Source organism: Vibrio sp., from assembly GCF_050299255.1.
GTDB lineage: Bacteria > Pseudomonadota > Gammaproteobacteria > Enterobacterales > Vibrionaceae > Vibrio.
Genome location: NZ_JBNKVP010000034.1, coordinates 7,098 through 28,824 on the forward strand (window position 1 = coordinate 7,098; position 21,727 = coordinate 28,824).

Below are 21,727 nucleotides of genomic sequence, written 5' to 3' on the forward strand. Positions count from 1 at the left end.
TGAAGAAGTTCTTTGACGATCTGACCAGCTAAATTTAGTGAGTCTGACACTCTGATTTGAAAGCCTGCTTATTAGCAGGCTTTTTTCTTGCCGGTAACTTTACGGCCAGCAGGCGGTTGGGATTCGCTGGTTGTTGGCCATCAGCTGGATCTGTTTACTGGCTGTCAGGCAGCTATCCAGATCTTGGCCTAAATCGGTCTGAGCGGTCGCGGTAATGGTGTACGCCACTGTTGCCGAACTGGTCACTGCAAACTGAAATCGCTGTGATGATGATTCGCAAATACTGCATATCCCTCCGGACACTAGCTGTTGCCACTGGTAACGGCCATCGTAGTCGAGTTCAAGTTGTAGCTGGATTCGCACCAGGTCAGCCAAGGCGCGCTGACGATGAGACTGGCGAACATGGTCGCTATAGCTGGGGTAGGCAATCGCAGTCAGCACAGACAAGATGGTCAGTACCAGCAATAGTTCGATCAATGTCATCGCGGCTAAGCTCTTTTTGTTGTGTTTACATAACGTTACTCGAATCATTTCGCGGAGTTGTTGAAGGGCGGTTTGTCCATTTTTGGTAGCTGTTAATATCAGTTCAAGCGTTTATTTTCAGATAGCGACAGAATACAAGGGATTTGGGAAATGGTTCGCGGCTTTACCTTGCTGGAAGTGTTGATCACGGTGGTTATTGTGACTGTCATAACCGTTATGCTGGTACCGAACTATCTTCATATGCAGCAGAGTAGCGAAATGAAACGGCTGGCTGACGAGCTGCAGCATTTTGTCCATACCGCTAAATCCCGGGCCATCCTGAGAAACCAGAATCTGTGGGCCCACTATATTGCACCGGCCAGTGGCGCGGCCAGTTCAAATTGGCGACTGATACTGACCGAATCCGATGCATTTATCTCGTCAGCGGTGCCATTACTGGTGATGTCCGGGCAATCCTACCGCCATCTGGCCATCACATTTGACTACACTTCCGATCAGATAAAGTTTGATGGTCTTCGGGGCCGGCTGAAGCCCGGCAACTTAGTTTTTTATCCACTGGTTGCAGTCTCGCAGTCACTAAAGTTAAAAACCTCATATGGGGCTGGCAGAGTGATCATTTGCGCCCCATCCGGAGCCCGTTATGATTTCCCCAGCTGTTAAGCGATCGGACTGCCAGGGTATGACTCTGATTGAGGTACTGGTGGCAGGGTTAATCGGCACTATTGCTATCGGCCTGATCTCGACCGCGTTGATTTCTGCCCAGCGGCAAATCGCCCAGCAATCCAAACGGTTATTGCTCAGCCAGAACTTAAGTTCTGTAATGCAGCTTATCAGCGAAGACGTTCAAAAGGCAGGCTATGATGGCGTAAGTCCGAGTTCGCTACATTTGTCGGGAGCTGCAGATATTGTGTCAATTGAAACTGCCCCTGCTTTACTGGGATATATCTATCGGGTTTCTTCGTCAGCGACCCAGGCCTATCGAACCGTGGTATTTAAGCATGAAGTCGGGTCTGCCAATATGGGGCATCTTAAAATTTGTGAAAAGCCAGTTAGCAGTCCACTGACCTTACAGTCTGCTGCGATTTCAGGATCTCGCTATAAGTGTTTTGACCTGTTTGACCCTAAGCAGGTATCCATCACCGACTTTAGTGTTAGCCAGGCCAGTGTTGCCAGCAGCAGTGCCCGTAGTGCGATGTTGCAATACCGGCTGTCGGCCCAACTGGTTAACGATCCTTCGGTTATTGAGCAGCAATCTGCGACCCTCATCACGGGGAACTGGCAATGAAGCGCGGTAACCAACAGGGCGCTGCCACCTTGCTGATCACTGTGCTGCTCACGGTCAGTATGTTGCTGCTGGTGATGGGCAGCTACCAGGGGATATTTTACCAGGTAAAGTTGCTGCAGAATCATATCAAGGCACGACAGCAACTGTGGCGCGCCAGTGGCGGTTTAGAGTGTGCCTATGCGGCGATAAAAAGCGACCCCTCTAAAATTAGCCAACTTACTTCGGCTACAAGCTCACAGCTAAAACAGGATTGCAGTGCGGCGGCCGGGCTGGATGATGTCACAGCCAGGGTCCTGGGAGCCAGCCGGTATTTGATCACCGCTACTGCCGGATATCAGTCCGATACACAGCAGCTTCATATCGGTTCTGAAACCCGTCTTGGTGCCATCCAGAGCAGTGCAGATTTGAAGTTTATCGGCAGTGTGGCTATTTTCCCTGATGCGGCTCCCACCCCGGACATCAACGGCCGCTATCAGTGTGTTGCGGTGCGTTACAAGCATAAGATCAGTTATATACCTACGGTATCTACAGACAAATTGCAGGTTAATGATCCGGTTACAAACGGGCCGTTCAACGGCTTTGTCGGCGGACAATGTAGTTCGGCCAGTAAAACGGTGCTGAGCGTATCGGCCAGTACCGATACAACCCCGGCACTGTTTAAACAAGACTTTATCCAGGACGGTCAGGTAGCGCCGTTCTATAACTTCTTCGGCCTCCCCAACACCGCGGCAAACAGAGCTCAACTAAAAGCGGGCTTTAAGCAACTTTACCTGCCCACCATTGCCGATGGTGAAACCTGTGCCAGCAAACTGCAACTGGCGTTCACTTACAGCAATAAAGTATGGGTCAACGGGCATTGCCTGATTAATCAACCCTTAACGGTGGCAGGTGTTAACACCCTAGTAGTACAGAATGGCCTGCTCGCATCGTTTGGTGCTGTGGTATTCGAAGGTTCGGTGTTTCATCTGGTGGATATGGCCGATGTTTCCTTTACACCCGCTGCGATTGCCAGCTATTGGCAAGCATCGAGTCAGTCAGCCGCGGTGCAGTCTTTGCTCGGCAGCAAAACGGTCTATTTTGATCAGGGCTCATTTCATCCGTCCGGCGGGCTCTATTTTGATGCCGACGGCGGAGAGGCGATCCTGAAAGGCGCTTACAATTTGCAGTTTATGCACAGTAAAAGCAGCCGCCAGCTTCCGAAAGATGTTAGCTGGGTAGCCGGGAGTCGCTATGCGCAGTAATTGCCGCGGCTTTAGTTTACTGGAGGTTTTGATTGCCTTTGTGCTGATCGGCGTTTCAGCGATGGGGCTGCTACGGTTGCAGGCCGCGGTCGAAAGGCAAGCAGATTATGCCCGTCTCAGCCGGGTTGCGCTGTCACTGGCAGAACAGCAACTGACACAGCTGAGAACCCGAGGCGCCTCGGCGTCACTATCTCAGTGGCCGGTGACGTCTTTTGCAGCTATCACCAATCTGGTCGATACCAGTCACCCTCCTTACAAGCTGACCCTGCAGGTAAGCCAACCAATTCCCTCACTGTCTTCGGCGATTAAACAGATTGATCTGAGCGTGTCCTGGCCGAACCGGGCCGGAACAATGGAGCAGATTCAGCTGCAAACAGTCGTCTCAAAATACAGCGAATTTGACCCGTAATTGCCGAATCGGATGGTAGGAAAATATCTGTACTATTTTGTGCTTTCTGGTGAATGACTTAGCGGTATTGTTCTGCGCTTGTTAGTGGATTTGATGCTGATTTGCGCTTTTATTGTTGCACGTCAAAGATGTCTTGTTGAAATATGTGTCTAATTATGAACTAGCAGAGGGAATATTGTGCTTTTATTTTACGGATAAATAGAATGTTTCCAGCTGAAAGAATTTGCAAACAGACTTCAGCGGCAACAACCTCTAACGTGAAATATGGAGTAACCATGAGTAGCCAAATTACCCCTAGCGCACCCGCTGCCCCCTCAAGCGGTATGGAGCGTTTTCTTAACTTAATCGAGCGCGCCGGCAACAAAATCCCAGATCCTGCCATTTTGTTCTTCTGGGCCCTGGTGATTGTCTGGGTCTTATCTGCACTTTTATCAAATGTTTCTTTTGACCTGATCAACCCCCGCACTGGCGAAGCGCTGCAAGTGAGCAACCTACTGACAGGTGAATCTCTTGCCAGCTTCTTAGCCAATATGGTCACGACCTTTACCGGTTTTGCCCCTCTAGGTATCGTGCTGGTCGCCATGCTGGGTGTCGGTGTGGCTGATGCGTCTGGTTTTATTACCACCGGCCTGAAAAAAATGCTTAACTTCACGCCGGCAAAACTGCTGACGCCGATGCTGATCTTAGTCGCTATTGTGTCGCACACGGCTGCTGATGCTGGTTACGTGCTGGTGATCCCATTGGGCGGCATCATCTTCCATGCAGCCGGTCGCCATCCGTTAGCCGGTATTGCTGCGGCGTTTGCCGGTGTTTCCGGTGGTTTCTCAGCCAACTTTATTCCTTCAGGTATCGACCCATTGCTGGCTGGTTTCACTCAAACTGCCGCACAGGTACTGGATCCGGAGTACGTGGTTAACCCACTGGCAAATATCTTCTTTACCGGTATTTCTTCGATACTGATTGTTGCCATTGGCTGGTATGTAACTGAAAAAATCATCGAGCCACGCCTGTCGAAAACGCCGGTGGATGAAGGTGCCGAACAGGCTCCGGATCTGGGGTCTTTCACCGCTATCGAATCGAAAGCGTTTCGTTATGCTGGCTGGTCGATGCTGGCTGGTATCGCTCTGCTGGTCGCCGCTATTTGGCCGGAAACCTCGGCATTGCGTTCTCCTGAAGGTGAAATCACCTCGTTTACCGCACCGTTGATGAAGTCAATCGTACCGCTGATTTTTATCCTGTTTATCATTCCGGGTTATGTCTACGGTAAAGTGTCGGGTACTTTTAAAACCGGTAACGATGTGATCAAAGCGATGTCAGACACTATGGCCACCATGGGGGCCTACATCGTGATGTCTTTCTTCTGTGCTCAGTTCCTGTCGGCATTTGCACAATCTAACATAGGTACCATGCTGGCACTGTACGGCGCTGAAGGGCTGAAAGCGATGGACCTGCCAGGTCAAATGACCATAGTCGGTATGATTCTGCTGACAGCATTTGTGAACCTGCTGATCGGTTCTGCCTCGGCGAAATGGGCGTTGATCGGGCCAATACTGGTGCCTATGCTGATGGCTGTGGGGATTTCTCCTGAACTGTCACAGGCGGCTTACCGTGTCGGTGATTCTGTGTCCAACATTATCTCGCCGCTGATGGTGTTCTTCCCGCTAGTGGTGGTGTACTGCCAACGCTACGTTAAATCAACCGGTATCGGTACACTGGCTTCACTGATGATGCCGTTCTCGATTGCCATGTTGATCGGCTGGACCATATTCCTGCTGGCTTACTGGGCATTGGGTATTCCAATGGGTATCCAGGCTCCGTACACCTACACTATGTAACGTTTACTGTAGGTGAGCAGTCACTCACTAAGTGTTCAGTACATCGAAAAAGCCCGCATCATGCGGGCTTTATTTTGCTAACAGGTTCAGGTGTGTTGTCAGTCGAACAGGAACTGGCTGTGGAAGTGCAGATGGTCGTCGATAAAGCTCTGAATGAAATAGTAGCTATGGTCGTAGCCCGGCTGCATTCTCAGTTTTACATTGCTGCCAGAGATCTCAGCGGCGGCCAGCAATAACTCTGGTTTTAACTGCAGATCGAGAAAGTCATCTTCTTCCCCCTGATCGACCAGAATCGGCAGTGTCGCAGTCTGTTGTTTCAGCAGCTCAACGCTGTCGTACTGCTTCCACTGCTCGACATCGTTACCCAGGTAGTGGCTGAACGCCTTTTGTCCCCAAGGACAGTGTGACGGGTTGCTGATGGGACTGAAAGCCGAGATGGCGCGGTAACGGTCGCTGTTTTTAAGTCCAATCGTCAGGGCACCGTGTCCCCCCATACTATGGCCCGCAATTGAACGCACATCGCTGACCGGAAAGTGCTGCTCTATCAGCTGAGGCAGTTCATCGACAATATAGCTGTACATCTGGTAGTGGCGGTCCCAGGGGGCTTGGGTGGCATTGAGATAAAATCCGGCACCCAGACCCAAATCGTAGCTGCCGTCCGGTGCGTCGGGCACATCGTCACCTCTGGGGCTGGTGTCCGGAGCGACAATCGCCATGCCCAGTTTGGCGGCCATCCGAAACGCACCGGCCTTCTGCATAAAGTTTTCATCGCTGCAGGTCAGCCCGGACAACCAGTAGAGTACCGGTACGGGACTGGCTTGGCTGGCCTGGGGCGGCAAAAAGACGGCAAAACGCATAGCGCAATTTAACGTCTCGGACTGATGAAGATACTGCTTATGCCAGCCGTCAAAGACTTTGGCCTGGCTGATATTTTCGATAGTCATAATCTTTCCTGTTAGCTGGACATTTAAGTTCGAAAGCACAAAAGAGTAGGGGGCTAATTTTGGCCCGGTTTACTGCCGGGCCATAGTCGGTTATTTGTCGAAGTGGATCACTGAGCGAATACTTTCGCCTTTATGCATCAGGTCAAATGCCTGGTTGATCTCTTCCAGCGGCAGGGTATGAGTTATGAACTCCTGCAGGCCAAATTCTCCGGCCAGGTAACGTTCGACGATCCCTGGCAGTTCACTACGGCCTTTCACGCCACCAAACGCGCTGCCTCGCCATACTCGTCCGGTCACCAGTTGGAATGGTCGGGTCGAAATTTCCTGGCCCGCGCCGGCAACGCCGATAATCACCGACTCGCCCCAGCCTTTATGACAACACTCCAGCGCTGAACGCATGACATCGACATTGCCGATACATTCAAACGAGTAATCGACGCCGCCGTCGGTCATTTCAACGATCACTTCCTGGATAGGCTTGTCAAAATTCTTCGGGTTAATGACGTCAGTCGCGCCCAGCTGCTGCGCCAGTTCAAATTTACTTTCATTGATATCGATGCCGATGATGCGCTCTGCACCGGCCATACGTGCACCGATAATGGCTGACAGACCAATGCCGCCGAGGCCAAAGATAGCCACGCTGGCACCCGGCTCTACTTTGGCGGTGTTAAGTACCGCGCCCATGCCGGTGGTTACACCGCAACCGAGCAGACACACTTCTTCCAGTGGTGCTGCCTTGTTGACTTTGGCTAGCGAGATTTCCGGCAATACCGTGTATTCGGAGAAAGTCGAGCAGCCCATATAGTGATAGATCGGCTGACCGTCGATATAGAAACGGGTGGTGCCGTCTGGCATCAGTCCTTTGCCCTGAGTTTCACGTACCGCCTGGCACAGATTGGTCTTGCCAGACTTACAGAATTTACATTCGCCACATTCCGCGGTGTAGAGAGGAATAACATGATCACCCACTTCCACACTGGTGACCCCTTCGCCGACCATCTCGACGATACCACCGCCTTCGTGGCCCAATATCGCCGGGAACACCCCTTCTGGATCGTCACCGGACAAGGTAAACGCATCGGTGTGACATACTCCACTGGCAACAATGCGCACCAGTACTTCTCCCGCTTTGGGTAACATCACATCAACCTGTTCCATTTTCAGCGGCTGATTGGGTCCCCAGGCGACTGCCGCCCGTGATTTGATAAATTGTTCGGTCATGATCATTCCTCATCAATACTTGGGTGAAGGCCGATTGGCACCACCAGTTAAGTCAGGCGCAACTTCTCTAAGCCTAGTTCGGATTGGTCGGTTTGCCCGTTGAATATTCAGTATATTGATTGGCTATAGGATGTTAATCCTATAAAAATAAAATAAACTATTACAATATCGTAATAATTGTTGGGTTTGATGACTAAATTGGTGGATGAATGAATAGCTGGGAAGGCATCAATGAATTTGTCGCGGTCGCGGAGTTGCAGAGTTTTACCGCAGCCGCGACCAAACTGGGCACATCCGTGGCCAACGTGAGCCGCCGGATCAATGCACTGGAAGCCCGCTTGGCGGTGAAACTGCTGGTCAGAACAACGCGAAGGGTGACGGTGACAGAACTGGGCGAATGTTACTACCAGCACTGCAAGCCTCTGGTTGAAGGATTAACGCTGGCCGGGCTGGCGGTAACCCAATTGCAGTCGACTCCCAGCGGCGTGATCAAAATGACCGCGCCGGTGACCTTTGGTGAACATGTTCTGGCGCCGCTGATACACCAGTTCTTGCAACTGCAGCCTAAAATAGACCTTGAGTTGGTGCTTTCCAATCAAAACCTTGATTTAGTCCAGGAAGGGTTTGATCTGGCGATTAGGCTGGGCAAACTGGATGATTCCACCATGATGGCCAGAAAGCTGCTGGACAGGCAAACTTACGTCTGTTGCAGCCCTGGCTATCTGCAGCAGTATGGTGAACCGCACACCCTGTCAGAATTAAAACGGCATCACTGCTTGCGGGGCAGCGTCAAATATTGGCGCTTCACTCAAGATGGTAAGGAAAAACAGATCAATGTTGAGGGGCGAATTCGCTGCAACAGCGGTTACGCATTGACGGATGCGGCACTAAAAGGATTAGGCATAGTGCAGCTTCCTGATTATTATGTGCAGCCGTATCTCGAGTCTGGCCAGTTAGTTGAATTATTGAGTGACTATCGGGTCGACCGGGAAGGGATCTGGGCTGTCTATCCGCAAAACAGGATGCTGACCGCCAAAATTCGTACCCTGATCGATTACCTGTACGAGGCGCTAAACCAAAATGCAAGTTAACCCAACGGACGCTCACCCTGAGTTTAATCAAGATGATCAAAAATTTATGCGCCGGGCGCTCGAGTTAGCGGCGCAAGCCGAGTTGCAAGGCGAGGTGCCGGTAGGCGCGGTGCTGGTAAAAGACAATCAGATCATTGCGGAAGGATGGAACTGTTCGATTGGCCACCATGATGCTACGGCCCATGCGGAAATTCAGGTGTTGCGCCAGGCCGGCCAGGCGATAGAAAACTACCGCTTGCTGGATACCACTTTGTACGTCACGCTGGAGCCGTGCCCTATGTGTGCGGGGGCTTTGCTGCACAGTCGGGTGAAACGGGTGGTGTTCGGGGCGCCAGATCTGAAGGCCGGTGCCGCGGGTACGGTACTGGATATTTTTGCCAGCCAGGCGGCATACCATTATGCCGAGGTCCAGGGCGGCTTGTTAGAGCATGAGTGCCGTGAACAGCTGCAGAACTTTTTCCGCCGTCGACGTAAAGAAATAAAAGCGGCTAAGCGGACCCGAACACAAGATAAAGATGAGCAAGGTAAAAGTAGGTAGGGGTAAAAGAGAAAAAGCCAATACCTGTGAAAGCTATTGGCCATACTGACGGGTTAAGCAGCCAGACACTGCATAAAGGCGCGATGACGCCAGATAACTTTTTTCTTGTTGTTACTCAGCTTGCGCTTTCTGCGGTTGGCCGCAACCGTTTTATACAAATGCTTCGACTGTCTTCTACGCTTTAGCATAAAACAACCTCCTACAACTGACCCTGCCGAAAACCTCTGTCCCGGCAGTAATGATAGACTAACGAGTGATTAATACCGGCAGTATGGCGGGTTTGCCTAAGCCGGTCAGACAAGAACAAGTCAGATCCTGTTGTATGGTTTTCCAGAGCAAAAATCAAGCCTGCTGTTGCACGAGATCTACAGCTAGCCTGAAGTTCAGTTAGCTGCCCTTAGCTGCATGTTGCTCGGTTTCTGCCACTTCAGCATCCGATTGCTCATCTTGCAGGTCATCTTGATCACTCGCTTCTGCGCCACTGACCGGCTCGGCGCCGGAAATCGACAGCTCTTTAACCTGAATGACCGCCAGATCATCGACATTGAGATCGATCGCTTCCTGCGCTTTCTGCTCGACATGTCCAATGATGCTCTGATAGTAGCGGCGAATGTTTTCAACATAATTACGCGCTTCATCGCCCCGGGCATAGCCGTAGCGGGTGCGGCTATAGTATTTCTCCTGACGCAGTAGCGGCAGGCGATCTTTGACATCTGACCAGGAGTCCGGATCGCCGTTCTGAGCTTTGGTCAGACGGCGGGCATCCATCACGTGGCCATAGCCGACGTTATACGAGGCCAGCGCGAACCAGATTTTTTCATGCTCGGTAATGGTATCTGGTACCCGGGCTATCATCCGGCGCAGATATTCCACTCCGCCTCGCACTGACTGCTTAGGGTCAAGACGGTTTTTTACCCCGACACTTTTCGCCGTCGGTAATGTCAGCATCATCATGCCGCGAACGCCAGTGGGGGAAACGGCTTTAGGATTCCAGTGAGACTCCTGATAGGCCAGGGCGGCGATCAGGCGCCAGTCGAATTCATCGGAATATTGCTGAAACAGTTCAGACCAGCGCGGCAGTTTGTTGTCCAGCGCCCGGATGAATGCGCGGGTGTCGACATAATCGAAACTGGTGACATGACCGATGTATTTCTCTTCCAGCGTCGCCAGTTGACCGGACTGTTTAATATTGCCGAAATACTCAATCATCAGAGCGTAGAGACTTTCATCTTCGGAGCGGCGCATGTACCAGGAAATGGGTTGATCTTCAGTCAGTTCAAACGCCAGTGCCAGTTCAGGGTAGATACGCTGAGACAAAGACAATTCTACCGAATCGGCCACGGTAAACATCAGCTCATTTTGCGACACTTTTTTCAGCAAGTCGTTAATATCGGCATCGGGATCGATTTCGTAGTTAAAGCCCGGATTGTCCGATTTTATGTTGGATAGCGTTTTGTTGAACTGGGCTTCGCTGACGATATGCAGCACCGAGCGGCCATCATTTTGCTCGGTCAGCTCCGGCATTTTTTTCAGCAACTGTTTCAGGTTGCGTGGCCGCCAGTTGCCTTTTTTATACACCACCTGCTGGCTGACATAATAATAGGCCGGACCGACCCTAAATTTAGCCATTCGTTCGTCACCAAGGCTGAGACCAGCCGCAATGATGTCGATTTCTCCCCGTTCCAGTGCGGGGTAGAGTGAGGCAATCCGGTAAGCTGGTTTCATCTCCAGTTTTACCCCAAGCTGGTTGGCAAACTCTCGTGCCAGTTCGTAATCCAGCCCGGCCGGGCCGTCCGGGCCGATATAGTAAGATAACTGGTTATTGACGCTACCTACTCGCAGCACGCCTCTTTCAAGTATCTGGGCCAGCTCGCTCTTAGGCTCTGATTCGATCTGACAGCCCGCCAGGCCGAAGCTAACCAGACAGATAGCCAGGACGCGGTAGAGACGTAGGGTAAATTGCTGCTTCATTCAGTTGCTTCTCAGTCGTTTGATAAGTCATTTATATCAAAGGCGTTCCAGCAGGCAAAGTCACAGCATCAAGTTTTGACTTTGGCAGCTGAAATCCTGGCCAAATTGATGGTATTTCAAACTTGCTAAAAAAAATGACGCAAACGGTTGCTTTTGGTGTTACATCACAAATCCAAATCCTTTATAATGCGCCCGCAAGGCAGAGGTTAAATTGGTATGAGTTCTTATTAACTTATTGAATTTATTCCAATATTACCTTAATCAATTGCATAAGAGACCTAAGCACATGAGAATTTTGCGTGGCTCCCCAGCTCTATCGGAGTTTCGAGTTAATAAATTACTGGAACTGTGTCGTGAACAACAACTGCCTGTGACAGGCATTTACGCTGAGTTCATGCACTTCGCCGACCTGAAAGCTGAGCTTGACGGCTCCGAACTCGACAAGCTGGAGAAACTGTTGACTTATGGTCCGACGATCGAAGAGCACGAGCCGCAAGGTCTGCTGATTCTGGTCACCCCGCGTCCGGGAACCATTTCTCCTTGGTCATCTAAATCGACTGACATTGCCCACAACTGTGGTCTGGACAAAGTGAAACGTCTGGAGCGCGGTACTGCTTACTATATTGAATCCTCGCAACAGCTATCTACTGATCAGCTAGACAGCATCAAAGCGCTGATCCATGACCGCATGATGGAAAGCGTCTTTGCTGACCTCGAAGCCGCCGCGGCACTGTTTACGGTTGCTGAGCCAACCCCGCTGACCCAGGTAGATATCCTGGCGGGTGGTCGTGAAGCTCTGGAACAAGCCAACGTATCGCTTGGCCTGGCGCTGGCAGAAGATGAAATTGATTATCTGGTCGAAAGCTTCATCAAGCTGGGCCGCAATCCAAACGACATTGAACTGATGATGTTTGCCCAGGCGAACTCTGAGCACTGCCGTCACAAAATCTTTAACGCCGACTGGACTATCGACGGTGTTGACCAGCCTAAATCGCTGTTCAAAATGATCAAGAACACCTTTGAAACCACTCCGGATCACGTGCTGTCTGCATACAAAGACAACGCGGCGGTTATGGAAGGGTCTAAAGTTGGCCGTTTCTTCCCGAACCCAGATTCGCGTCAGTACGGCTATCATCACGAAGATGCCCACATTCTGATGAAAGTGGAAACGCATAACCACCCGACTGCCATTTCGCCATGGCCGGGCGCTTCCACCGGTTCCGGTGGTGAAATTCGTGATGAAGGCGCGACCGGTATCGGCGGTAAACCAAAAGCTGGTCTGGTGGGCTTCACGGTTTCCAACCTGCGAATCCCGAATTTTGAACAGCCATGGGAAAGTGACTTTGGTAAACCAGGCCGGATCGTAAACGCGCTGGATATTATGCTGGAAGGGCCTCTGGGTGGTGCGGCGTTCAACAACGAATTTGGCCGTCCTAACCTGCTGGGCTACTTCCGTACTTACGAAGAAAAAGTGACCTCTCATGCTGGCGAAGAAGTCCGTGGCTATCACAAGCCAATCATGATCGCGGGCGGTATGGGTAATATTCGCGCTGAACACGTACAGAAGAAAGAAATTCCGGTAGGTGCCAAGCTGATCGTACTGGGTGGCCCGGCGATGAATATCGGTCTTGGCGGCGGCGCTGCGTCTTCTATGGCGTCTGGTCAGTCAGCGGAAGATCTTGATTTTGCATCGGTACAGCGTGAAAACCCAGAGATGGAACGTCGTTGTCAGGAAGTGATCGATCGTTGCTGGCAACTGGGCGATGCGAACCCAATCGCCTTTATTCACGATGTGGGCGCGGGCGGCATCTCTAACGCCCTGCCTGAGCTGGTGGATGACGGTGAGCGTGGCGGTAAATTTCAGCTGCGTGACGTACCAAACGACGAGCCGGGCATGAGCCCGCTGGAAATCTGGTGTAATGAATCTCAGGAGCGCTACGTATTGGCGGTTGCGACTGAAGACATGGACCGTTTTGATGCCATTTGTCAGCGTGAACGTGCGCCGTATGCGGTAGTCGGAGAAGCGACTGAAGAGCGTCACCTGACGCTGGAAGATGAGCATTTCGATAACACGCCGATCGATATGCCGATGGATATTCTACTGGGTAAACCGCCGAAAATGCATCGTGACGCGAAGACGCTGAAAGTTGATAGTCCGGCGATTAACCGCGACGGGATTGAACTGTCTGACGCCGTTGATCGGGTACTGCGCTTGCCGGCCGTGGCAGAGAAGACTTTCCTGATCACCATCGGTGACCGTTCTGTTACTGGTCTGGTGGCGCGCGACCAGATGGTCGGCCCTTGGCAGGTACCTGTCGCCAACTGTGCTGTTACTGCGGCCAGCTACGACACTTACCATGGCGAAGCGATGTCGATGGGTGAGCGTACACCGGTCGCCCTGTTAGATTTTGGCGCATCAGCCCGTCTGGCGGTAGCAGAATCTCTGACCAACATTGCAGCCACAGAAATCGGCGACCTGAAACGGATTAAACTGTCGGCGAACTGGATGTCTCCAGCCGGTCACCCTGGTGAAGATGCCGGTCTGTACGAAGCGGTTAAAGCGGTTGGTGAAGAGTTGTGTCCTGCGCTGGGTCTGACTATTCCCGTTGGTAAAGACTCGATGTCGATGAAGACCAAGTGGGAACAGGACGGTGAAAACAGAGAAGTTACCTCGCCGCTATCACTGATCATTACGGCGTTTGCCCGCGTCGAAGATGTACGCAAAACGGTGACTCCTCAATTGCGTACTGATAAGGGCGACAGCAGCCTGCTGCTGATCGACCTGGGTAACGGTAAAAACCGTCTGGGCGCTACTGCGCTGGCGCAAGTATACAAGCAGTTGGGTGACAAACCGGCCGATGTAGACAGCGCAGAACAGCTGAAAGCGTTCTTTAATGCGATTCAGGCCCTGGTTCGCGACGATAAACTGATAGCCTACCACGACAAAGGGGACGGTGGTCTGCTGGTCACATTGGCAGAAATGGCCTTTGCCGGTCACTGCGGTATCCAGGCGAACATCGCTGCTCTGGGCGACGACAGCCTGGCAGTGCTGTTTAACGAAGAACTGGGCGCGGTAATTCAGGTCAGCAACGATGAGCTGGCAAGCGTTCAGGCAACGTTGAGCAAGTTTGGTTTGGACAGCTGTTCACACGTTATCGGTTCCGTTGATGCCTCCGATCAATTTGCTATCCACAGTGGCGATGAGCTGCTGCTGGCGCGCTCACGTACTGAACTGCGCACCATCTGGGCGGAAACTACGCATAAGATGCAGGCACTGCGCGACAACCCGGCTTGTGCCGATCAAGAGTTTGCCGCCAAGCAAGACAACTCGGACCCTGGTCTGAATGTATCACTGAGCTTCGACGTTAACGAAGATATCGCAGCGCCATACATCGCCAAAGGTGCCAAACCGAAAATGGCTATCCTGCGTGAGCAGGGCGTTAACTCGCATGTTGAAATGGCGGCGGCATTTGACCGCGCTGGCTTTGAAGCGGTCGATATCCATATGAGCGACATCCTGACCGGTCAGGCAGTACTGGATCAGTACCAAGGTTTGGTCGCCTGTGGTGGTTTCTCATACGGTGACGTTCTGGGAGCGGGTGAAGGTTGGGCGAAATCTGTGCTGTTCAACGCCCAGGCACGTGATCAGTTCCAGAGCTTCTTCCAGCGTGAAGATACTTTCTCTCTGGGGGTATGTAACGGCTGTCAGATGCTGTCTAACCTGAAAGAGCTGATCCCGGGGGCTGAGCTTTGGCCTCGATTCGTCCGCAACGAATCTGAGCGTTTTGAAGCCCGCTTTAGCCTAGTAGAAGTGCAGAAATCGGATTCGGTCTTCTTCGATGGTATGGCTGGCTCACGGATGCCGATTGCAGTTTCACACGGTGAAGGCCGGGTTGAAGTGCGTGATGCGGCTCACCTGAACGCGATTGAAACGTCTGGTACGGTTGCACTGCGCTACGTTGATAACCACGGCAACCCGACTCAGCAGTATCCAAACAACCCGAATGGTTCGCCAAATGCGATCACCGGCCTGACAACGGCTGACGGACGTGTGACCATCATGATGCCGCATCCGGAACGTGTATTCCGCACCGTGGCGAACTCATGGCACCCGGACAACTGGGGTGAAAATGGCGCCTGGATGCGTATGTTCCAGAATGCCCGTAAGAACCTGGGTTAATTGTTAACCTGAAACAAAAAACGCAAACTTCGGTTTGCGTTTTTTTATTGGCCGCCTTTCGGGTTAATTGCGTCTCGCAAACACAACAGCAAAAGACTATCTGAATTGGCCGGCTTCCGGCAAAAACTCAAAACCGGCAGAGGCCAGTTTTTGCTCTAGAGCTGTACGGTCGATATCAAAATAAGTCGCCAGCTTGTCCAGATCTCCGGCAAAGTCATCGCGCAGCTTCATGTTGACGATGCTCATCAACATTACGCTGTCCATGGTTTCGAAATTGCTCAGATTCATGCCTGATCCTCAAAGTCTGAGATCAATAGGTTAGCAGCCGCGAACGCCGCTTTTTCTCTGACGTCTTTAGTTAATGATTCATCGGCGGCAATGTCGTTGAGTGCCTTGACCGCGCAGCTGATGGCTTGGGGTATGTAGGCCTGGTCGCCACTGCCGATTTGAGCGTACAATTCGCGAACCAGTTCGCAACATCCGTAAACTTGCATAGTTGAAGTCCTGTTTAATGAGATTGACCTCAATATACACAGGGCGGTCAGCAAACTCAAAGCCATTGCTGCAGCTAAAGAGAGAGTAAGAGGAGTGCAGGTGGAAGGTGAAAATTTTATGCCGTCAGCATAGCGGATAAAAATAAGGCGAACTTCACGTTCGCCTTAATCAGATTATTGGTCGGCGTAGCCGTGAATACCGAGCTTTTCACCGTCCAGGTAAGCTTTGCCGTCGATCATTTCCAGCCGGCCCTCAACGAACCATTTGGTCACCAGTGGGTAGATACGGTGTTCCTGCACCTGTACCCGTTCAGTGAGAGATTCCACCGAATCCTCCTCAAAGATAGGCACTTTGGCTTGCAGTATCACCGGTCCGCCATCGAGGGTTTCGGTGACAAAATGGACACTGGTTCCGTGCTCTTCGTCACCGGCATGAATGGCACGCTGGTAAGTATTCAGGCCAGGGTATTTCGGTAGCAGTGACGGATGAATGTTGATCATCCGCCCCATATAGTGACGGACGAACTCACTACTCAGAATACGCATGTAACCGGCCAGGACAATCAGGTCTGGATGGTATTCGTCAATCTGACGCATCAGTTCATGGTCAAAAGCGTCACGTGTGTCGAACGCTTTTGGATCCAGAAACAGCGCTGCGGCACCGGCTTGCTTTGCCCGTTCTAACGCATAAGCTGTTGCCTTGTTCGAAAACACGGCCGTGACTTTGCCGTTCTCAATGCTGGTTTCACAAGCATCGATAATTGCTTGTAAGTTAGACCCATTCCCTGAAACTAAAACAACAATACTTTTCATGCTTAGTTGATCTCTACCTGCTCGGTTCCCGCGTCAGCTGGCGCGATTTCGCCGATGATCCAGGCATTTTCGCCTTCCTGTTGCAGTAGCTCTACCGCCGCTTGGGCTTGATCTTTTGGCAGTGCGACGATCAGACCGACACCACAGTTAAAGGTACGGTACATTTCATGGGTGGTCACATTGCCTTGCTGTTGCAGCCATTGGAAAATCACCGGCCATTCCCAGCTGTTGCCATCGATAACCGCTTTGGTGCCTTCAGGCAGTACACGTGGAATGTTTTCCCAGAAGCCGCCACCGGTAATATGAGAGATAGCGTGAATATCGTGTTCCGCGATCATCTTCAGGGCAGATTTAATGTAAATCTTAGTCGGTTCCAGCAAGTGCTCACCGATACTGCGACCAGCCAGCTGCTCATTGGTATCTGCAGCAGACACTTCCAGAATTTTACGGATCAGCGAGTAACCGTTTGAGTGTGGACCGCTTGAGCCGACGGCGATCAGAGCATCACCCGCCTGAACTTTGCTGCCGTCAATTACGTCGGCTTTTTCTACGACGCCAACACAGAAGCCTGCCACGTCGTAGTCTTCACCTTCATACATACCTGGCATTTCAGCAGTTTCACCGCCGATTAGCGCGCAGCCGGCCTGAACACAGCCTTCGGCAATACCGCTGACCACGTCTGCTGCGGTATCTACATCCAGTTTGCCGGTTGCGTAGTAGTCGAGGAAGAACAGCGGTTCTGCACCCTGTACAATCAGATCGTTCACACACATGGCCACCAGGTCGATACCGATGGTGTCGTGTTTGTTCATATCCAGAGCCAGGCGAAGTTTGGTTCCTACACCGTCAGTACCGGAAACCAGTACAGGCTGCTTATATTTAGTCGGCAGTTCACACAGCGCGCCGAAGCCGCCGATGCCACCCATTACTTCAGGGCGACGGGTACGTTTAACTGCACCTTTAATTCGGTCCACCAGAGCGTTACCAGCATCAATGTCGACACCAGCGTCTTTGTAGCTTAGAGAAGGGTTGTTACCACTCACGGAGAAGTCCTCGGTAAATTGTTGGATATGAAAACGGCGCTATTCTACCAGTGGTTAAAGTTAAAGAGCAAACGTTTGCGCAGTTTTTTTCTTTTAGTCAGGATCAAGAAAATTGTCTCCAAATCATTTATAATTGCGAGGTTTGATTAAATTTTGTCACATTGCCGGAGATGGAAATGAAAATCGTTGAAGTTAAGCACCCGCTAGTAAAACACAAGATTGGTCTTATGAGAGAGGGTGACATCAGCACAAAACGGTTTCGTGAGCTTGCTACAGAAGTTGGTAGCCTGCTGACTTATGAAGCCACAGCGGACTTCGAAACAGAAAAAGTTACCATTGAAGGTTGGAATGGTCCGGTAGAAGTTGACCAGATCAAAGGTAAGAAAGTGACCGTAGTGCCAATTCTGCGCGCCGGTCTGGGTATGATGGATGGCGTACTGGAACATATGCCAAGTGCTCGTATCAGCGTGGTGGGTATCTACCGTGATGAAGAAACCCTGGAGCCAGTTCCATACTTTAACAAGCTGGCGTCCAATATCGATGAGCGTATTGCCCTGGTGGTTGACCCTATGCTGGCGACCGGTGGCTCAATGATCGCGACCATCGACCTGCTGAAAGAGAAGGGCTGTAAGCACATTAAAGTGCTGGTGCTGGTTTCGGCACCAGAAGGTATTGCAGCGCTGGAAAAAGCCCACCCGGATGTGGAGCTGTACACCGCGGCCATCGATGAGAAACTGAACGATAAAGGTTACATCGTTCCGGGTCTTGGCGATGCAGGTGATAAGATTTTCGGTACTAAATAATCAACCGACCGAAAAGCAAAGGGAGCCAATGGCTCCCTTTTTAGTTTTTACAACCGCGGCAATTGAGTTTGGCCGGGGTATACGGATTGCGCTCAGCCGGATTTTTTCAGCCCCAGCGTTCCACTGGTTCTCGGGCGCTGGGTCGTTGCAGAACCTTTCTGGTTCGACCCTTCTGCAGAATTGGCTCTTGGCTGCTGCCGACTGCGCTTTGAGTTTGGCGCATGACGAAATTCGTCTGCATTGCGGCCTTTAAAGGTGCGCGGCTTTTGGTTACGCCGCGCGGTGGAATGCTGGTTCTGCTCCCGGCTGTCAAACAGTTTGGCGTCCGTTGCTTTACGAATTTTACGACCTTTGGCATCCAGTTTGGACGCTTCCTCGGTGCCGACCGAGCTTTCACACAGGGCGAGGATATCGTTGACTTCCTGCTCGGTGAGGTAACGCCACTGACCGTTTGGAATCCCATCCAGGCTGACGTTCATAATCCGTACCCGGCGCAGTTTGAATACGTCGTAGCCGAGTGCTTCGCACATGCGGCGGATCTGCCGGTTCAGTCCTTGGGTCAACACAATACGGAACGAGTATTTGGTTTCCTGAGTGACCTTGCAAGGCAGTGTGACGGTATCCAGGATATTCACGCCGGAACGCATTTGGGTCAGAAACTGCTCGGTAATCGGTTTGTCGACCCTGACCACATACTCTTTTTCGTGATTATTCCCAGCGCGAAGAATTTTATTGACGATATCACCGTCGTTGGTGAGAAAAATCAGGCCGTCGGAAGGTTTGTCTAAGCGGCCAATTGGAAAAATGCGCTGCTTGTGACCGATGAAATCGACGATGTTACCCGGGACATTTCGCTCGGTGGTACAGGTGATACCGGTCGGTTTATTCAGCGCGATATAGATGGTTTCCTGCTTACTTTGCAGTGGTTTACCATCGATGCACACATCGTCACCGGCGAGCACTTTGGTGCCCATTTCCGGCACGTTACCGTTAATAGTTACCCGGCCTTGTTCGATCAGTTTGTCGGCTTCCCGGCGCGAGCAGTAGCCGGTCTCGCTGATAAACTTGTTTAATCTCTTGGCTGTGTCTGACATTGATTGACTCCTAACGTTTCACAACGGCAATGGAATTGCTGGCTGTAGATGGTGATAAATTGGTCGCACATACTAGCACTATCGACGCTGCTAGCCCATGCGTTTTTGGTGCCTTTCTCGGTTTTCCAGTTTCTTGTCAGCACTTTTTCGCAGCATTACGTAAACCGCCCCGGTACCGCCGTGGAAACGCTGCGCGCTGTGTACACATTGGACGTCTTTAATCTGGCTTAACCAGCTGGCCAGATAGCTTTTCATCAGCGCTGGCGGGTTAGAGCGTTCGCCGCGGCCATGGACGATCAGCACGGTACGGATATCCATTCTGATGCACTGCTTGAGGAAATTGACCACTTCATCGCGCGCCTGTTTCAAAGTTTTGCGGTGTAAGTCCAGCTTAGCCTGGATAGGATATTTACCGAGACGCAGCTTTTTGTGTACACCATCTTGCAGGCCGTCTCGCTTGAAATCGATCATGTCTTCCGGTTTCAGCATAGGTGCATAATCAACCGACAAATACTCAGGATCGTCCTCAGTCAGCCAGATGGCGGCTTCGCGCTTGGCCAGTTGGGCGTCGGTGACGTGATGGGATTTTTTATGCTCAGCGGTATCGTGTTGAAGGGGTTTGACGTCCCCCATCATCTGCTGAAACAGGGATAGGTCATCGTGAGACATGAGCTTATCTCAATACAATCGGAACTCTTAAAGCGATTATACCCATCTAAGCGACGAGGTGATCAGATTTCTTGTTTATGACATATAAAAAACCGAAGCAGACAGGCAATCTACTTCGGTGCATAGCATGATTCAATTATATAAATTGGCGCTAAGCGATCTAGTGAGGAGATTTGTCGTTCATGACTTTGTAAATGAAGAAACCGCCGTAGAACAGCATCAGACCCAGGGCTGTAAGGATGACAATCATCGATGATAACCCGACAGCATTACCAAAAAGCAGATCAAGCCAAAAGTCCATATTTCCTCCAAAGTTGAGAAGACGGAACTAACTTATGATGGCCTCCGATACGTGGTACTGATCTGGATCAAAACTGTTGCCAAGGTTATAAAGATGTTGTGATTGGTGTGTTTTTAATCACATTTTAATCCCAGATGATTAGCGATTGAGCGGTTATTAAAATGTTGTGCGGATTATGGTGAAAATGGCTTGCGTTGGCCGGCAGAATCCGTATCATACGCATCCGTTGCCGCGACAAGAATCGCACAGGCAATCGTTCGGTGAATAGCGCAGTTTGGTAGCGCATCTGGTTTGGGACCAGAGGGTCGGGGGTTCGAATCCCTCTTCACCGACCACCATTTAGAAGCCTCGTCGTAAGACGGGGCTTCGTCGTTTTAGCGCGATGGCATAGCCTTGGAGCTTGCCGTTTTCGCTGTCCTACAGCATCCCATTTGAGCTGATACGAAAAAAGGGCCGATGTTCCCATCAGCCCTTGAAGTGAGTTGTCACTGCGAGTTTAGCCGATTACCAGCCTTTAACTACGCCGCCCTGGAAGATTTCAGAAGCTGCGTTGTACACTTCGTCAGTCTGGTACGCTTTAACAAAGTTCTGTACGTTTTCTGCGTTAACGTTGTCTTCACGAGCCACGATTAGGTTCACGTATGGCGACTCTTTGTCTTCAACAAAAATGCCGTCTTTTTGCGGAGTCAGGTTGATAGAGCTCGCGTAAGTGGTGTTGATGATAGACAGGGCTACATCATCCAGAGAACGTGGCAGCTGAGCGGCATCCAGTTCAACGATGGCGATATTTTTCGGGTTCTTTTCGATATCGCGGGTAGTTGCTTTCAGACCTACACCTTCACGCAGAGTCAGCAGACCTTGTTGTTCCAGTAGAAGCAGAGAACGGCCCAGGTTAGTCGGGTCATTCGGTACCGCGATACGGGCACCGTCTTCCAACTGGTCGACTGAAGTCACTTGCTTAGAGTAACCGGCGATAGGGTAAACAAAGCTGTTGCCTGCGATGGCCAGTTTATAGCCACGGTCAGCGATTTGCTGATCCAGATAAGGCTTGTGTTGGAATGCGTTCACGTCTACTGAACCATCATCCAGTGCGGCATTCGGCGTGACATAATCGGTAAAGGTTACCAGCTCAACATCCAGGTTGTATTTCTCTTTCGCTACTTTTGCCGCCACTTCCGCCACCTGGGCTTCAGCACCTGCCATTACGCCAACTTTGATTTTGTTGTTGTCAGCCGCTTGTTCACCACAACCAGTCAGTGCCAGTGCAGCAGCACCAATTGCCAACAGGGCTTTAAGATTCAATTTCATGGAC

Annotated in this window: 22 protein-coding genes and 1 tRNA gene; 10 read left to right on the forward strand and 13 right to left on the reverse strand. The window is 51.3% G+C overall.

All coding sequences use genetic code 11. The features are described 5' to 3' along the window. Positions 1 to 99 precede the first annotated feature (99 nt). Positions 100 to 531: a type IV pilin protein gene (locus ACQY6F_RS10725; protein ID WP_428774277.1), complete on the reverse strand. Its 432-nt coding sequence runs from the start codon at positions 529 to 531 to the stop codon at positions 100 to 102. A 102-nt stretch (positions 532 to 633) separates the two neighbouring features. On the opposite strand from ACQY6F_RS10725, the gene ACQY6F_RS10730 reads away from it, so the two are divergent. The 5 genes from ACQY6F_RS10730 (at position 634) to ACQY6F_RS10750 (ending at position 5,253) form a co-directional block, all read left to right on the forward strand. Next, the gene (locus ACQY6F_RS10730; protein WP_428774279.1) at positions 634 to 1,143 is read left to right on the forward strand and encodes a GspH/FimT family pseudopilin; all 510 of its coding nucleotides are present in this window, start codon (positions 634 to 636) and stop codon (positions 1,141 to 1,143) included. Then, the gene (locus ACQY6F_RS10735; protein ID WP_428774280.1) at positions 1,124 to 1,768 is read left to right on the forward strand and encodes a PilW family protein; all 645 of its coding nucleotides are present in this window, start codon (positions 1,124 to 1,126) and stop codon (positions 1,766 to 1,768) included. The genes ACQY6F_RS10730 and ACQY6F_RS10735 overlap by 20 nt, the downstream gene beginning before the upstream one ends. Continuing rightward, entirely contained in the window at positions 1,765 to 3,009 is a 1,245-nt protein-coding gene (locus tag ACQY6F_RS10740) for a hypothetical protein (RefSeq protein WP_428774282.1), read from the forward strand. The genes ACQY6F_RS10735 and ACQY6F_RS10740 overlap by 4 nt, the downstream gene beginning before the upstream one ends. Then, positions 2,999 to 3,418, forward strand: coding sequence for a type IV pilus modification PilV family protein (locus tag ACQY6F_RS10745; protein ID WP_428774283.1), 420 nt, complete (start codon positions 2,999 to 3,001; stop codon positions 3,416 to 3,418). The genes ACQY6F_RS10740 and ACQY6F_RS10745 overlap by 11 nt, the downstream gene beginning before the upstream one ends. A gap of 275 nt (positions 3,419 to 3,693) precedes the next feature. Continuing rightward, positions 3,694 to 5,253, forward strand: coding sequence for an AbgT family transporter (locus ACQY6F_RS10750; RefSeq protein WP_428774284.1), 1,560 nt, complete (start codon positions 3,694 to 3,696; stop codon positions 5,251 to 5,253). A 98-nt stretch (positions 5,254 to 5,351) separates the two neighbouring features. On the opposite strand, the gene fghA is transcribed toward ACQY6F_RS10750, so the two are convergent. Together fghA and ACQY6F_RS10760 are read right to left on the reverse strand one after the other, a co-directional pair. Next, on the reverse strand, positions 5,352 to 6,197 hold the full coding sequence (gene fghA, locus ACQY6F_RS10755) for an S-formylglutathione hydrolase (RefSeq protein WP_428774285.1): 846 nt from the start codon (positions 6,195 to 6,197) through the stop codon (positions 5,352 to 5,354). A 90-nt stretch (positions 6,198 to 6,287) separates the two neighbouring features. After that, positions 6,288 to 7,418 (reverse strand): S-(hydroxymethyl)glutathione dehydrogenase/class III alcohol dehydrogenase, encoded by a 1,131-nt coding sequence (locus tag ACQY6F_RS10760; protein WP_428774287.1) that lies wholly within the window; start codon positions 7,416 to 7,418, stop codon positions 6,288 to 6,290. A 209-nt stretch (positions 7,419 to 7,627) separates the two neighbouring features. On the opposite strand from ACQY6F_RS10760, the gene ACQY6F_RS10765 reads away from it, so the two are divergent. Together ACQY6F_RS10765 and tadA are read left to right on the forward strand one after the other, a co-directional pair. Further along, positions 7,628 to 8,509: a LysR family transcriptional regulator gene (locus ACQY6F_RS10765; protein ID WP_428774288.1), complete on the forward strand. Its 882-nt coding sequence runs from the start codon at positions 7,628 to 7,630 to the stop codon at positions 8,507 to 8,509. After that, the gene (gene tadA, locus ACQY6F_RS10770; RefSeq protein ID WP_428774290.1) at positions 8,499 to 9,047 is read left to right on the forward strand and encodes a tRNA adenosine(34) deaminase TadA; all 549 of its coding nucleotides are present in this window, start codon (positions 8,499 to 8,501) and stop codon (positions 9,045 to 9,047) included. Before ACQY6F_RS10765 ends, tadA begins: the two co-directional genes overlap by 11 nt. Before the next feature lie 53 nt (positions 9,048 to 9,100). On the opposite strand, the gene ACQY6F_RS10775 is transcribed toward tadA, so the two are convergent. Both ACQY6F_RS10775 and mltF read right to left on the reverse strand, forming a co-directional pair. After that, entirely contained in the window at positions 9,101 to 9,235 is a 135-nt protein-coding gene (locus tag ACQY6F_RS10775) for a hypothetical protein (RefSeq protein WP_428774292.1), read from the reverse strand. A gap of 199 nt (positions 9,236 to 9,434) precedes the next feature. After that, entirely contained in the window at positions 9,435 to 11,018 is a 1,584-nt protein-coding gene (mltF, locus tag ACQY6F_RS10780; protein WP_428774293.1) for a membrane-bound lytic murein transglycosylase MltF, read from the reverse strand. 286 nt (positions 11,019 to 11,304) lie between these two features. Between mltF and purL the strand changes: the two genes are divergently transcribed. Then, positions 11,305 to 15,198, forward strand: coding sequence for a phosphoribosylformylglycinamidine synthase (purL, locus tag ACQY6F_RS10785; protein WP_428774295.1), 3,894 nt, complete (start codon positions 11,305 to 11,307; stop codon positions 15,196 to 15,198). Positions 15,199 to 15,294: 96 nt separating this feature from the next. Here purL and ACQY6F_RS10790 read toward each other — a convergent pair whose 3' ends face one another. The 4 genes from ACQY6F_RS10790 to purM all read right to left on the reverse strand — a co-directional run bounded on the left by ACQY6F_RS10790 (position 15,295) and on the right by purM (position 17,548). Next, positions 15,295 to 15,486 (reverse strand): DUF4250 domain-containing protein, encoded by a 192-nt coding sequence (locus tag ACQY6F_RS10790; protein ID WP_428774297.1) that lies wholly within the window; start codon positions 15,484 to 15,486, stop codon positions 15,295 to 15,297. Then, positions 15,483 to 15,692 (reverse strand): YaeP family protein, encoded by a 210-nt coding sequence (locus tag ACQY6F_RS10795; RefSeq protein WP_428774298.1) that lies wholly within the window; start codon positions 15,690 to 15,692, stop codon positions 15,483 to 15,485. The genes ACQY6F_RS10790 and ACQY6F_RS10795 overlap by 4 nt, the downstream gene beginning before the upstream one ends. A gap of 174 nt (positions 15,693 to 15,866) precedes the next feature. Then, positions 15,867 to 16,505, reverse strand: a complete 639-nt coding sequence (purN, locus tag ACQY6F_RS10800) for a phosphoribosylglycinamide formyltransferase (protein WP_428774299.1) — start codon at positions 16,503 to 16,505, stop codon at positions 15,867 to 15,869. 2 nt (positions 16,506 to 16,507) lie between these two features. Next, entirely contained in the window at positions 16,508 to 17,548 is a 1,041-nt protein-coding gene (purM, locus tag ACQY6F_RS10805; RefSeq protein ID WP_428774300.1) for a phosphoribosylformylglycinamidine cyclo-ligase, read from the reverse strand. A 176-nt stretch (positions 17,549 to 17,724) separates the two neighbouring features. Here purM and upp point away from each other — a divergent pair, with 176 nt between their 5' ends. Continuing rightward, positions 17,725 to 18,351 (forward strand): uracil phosphoribosyltransferase, encoded by a 627-nt coding sequence (upp, locus tag ACQY6F_RS10810; protein WP_428774302.1) that lies wholly within the window; start codon positions 17,725 to 17,727, stop codon positions 18,349 to 18,351. Positions 18,352 to 18,443: 92 nt separating this feature from the next. Here the strand turns inward: upp and rluF are convergent, their stop codons facing one another. The 3 genes from rluF to ACQY6F_RS10825 form a co-directional block, all read right to left on the reverse strand. Next, positions 18,444 to 19,445 carry a 23S rRNA pseudouridine(2604) synthase RluF gene (gene rluF / locus ACQY6F_RS10815; RefSeq protein ID WP_428774304.1) on the reverse strand — a complete coding sequence of 334 codons (1,002 nt, stop codon included), beginning with the start codon at positions 19,443 to 19,445 and terminating at the stop codon, positions 18,444 to 18,446. A 90-nt stretch (positions 19,446 to 19,535) separates the two neighbouring features. Further along, entirely contained in the window at positions 19,536 to 20,114 is a 579-nt protein-coding gene (gene smrA, locus ACQY6F_RS10820) for a DNA endonuclease SmrA (RefSeq protein WP_428774305.1), read from the reverse strand. 160 nt (positions 20,115 to 20,274) lie between these two features. Then, complete coding sequence (locus ACQY6F_RS10825; protein ID WP_428774307.1) at positions 20,275 to 20,415, reverse strand: DUF3149 domain-containing protein; 141 nt, start codon at positions 20,413 to 20,415, stop codon at positions 20,275 to 20,277. A 258-nt stretch (positions 20,416 to 20,673) separates the two neighbouring features. Between ACQY6F_RS10825 and ACQY6F_RS10830 the strand changes: the two genes are divergently transcribed. Next, positions 20,674 to 20,750: transfer RNA gene (locus ACQY6F_RS10830), tRNA-Pro, on the forward strand. A gap of 169 nt (positions 20,751 to 20,919) precedes the next feature. On the opposite strand, the gene metQ is transcribed toward ACQY6F_RS10830, so the two are convergent. Beyond that, positions 20,920 to 21,723 carry a methionine ABC transporter substrate-binding lipoprotein MetQ gene (gene metQ / locus ACQY6F_RS10835; protein ID WP_428774308.1) on the reverse strand — a complete coding sequence of 268 codons (804 nt, stop codon included), beginning with the start codon at positions 21,721 to 21,723 and terminating at the stop codon, positions 20,920 to 20,922. Positions 21,724 to 21,727: the final 4 nt, after the last annotated feature.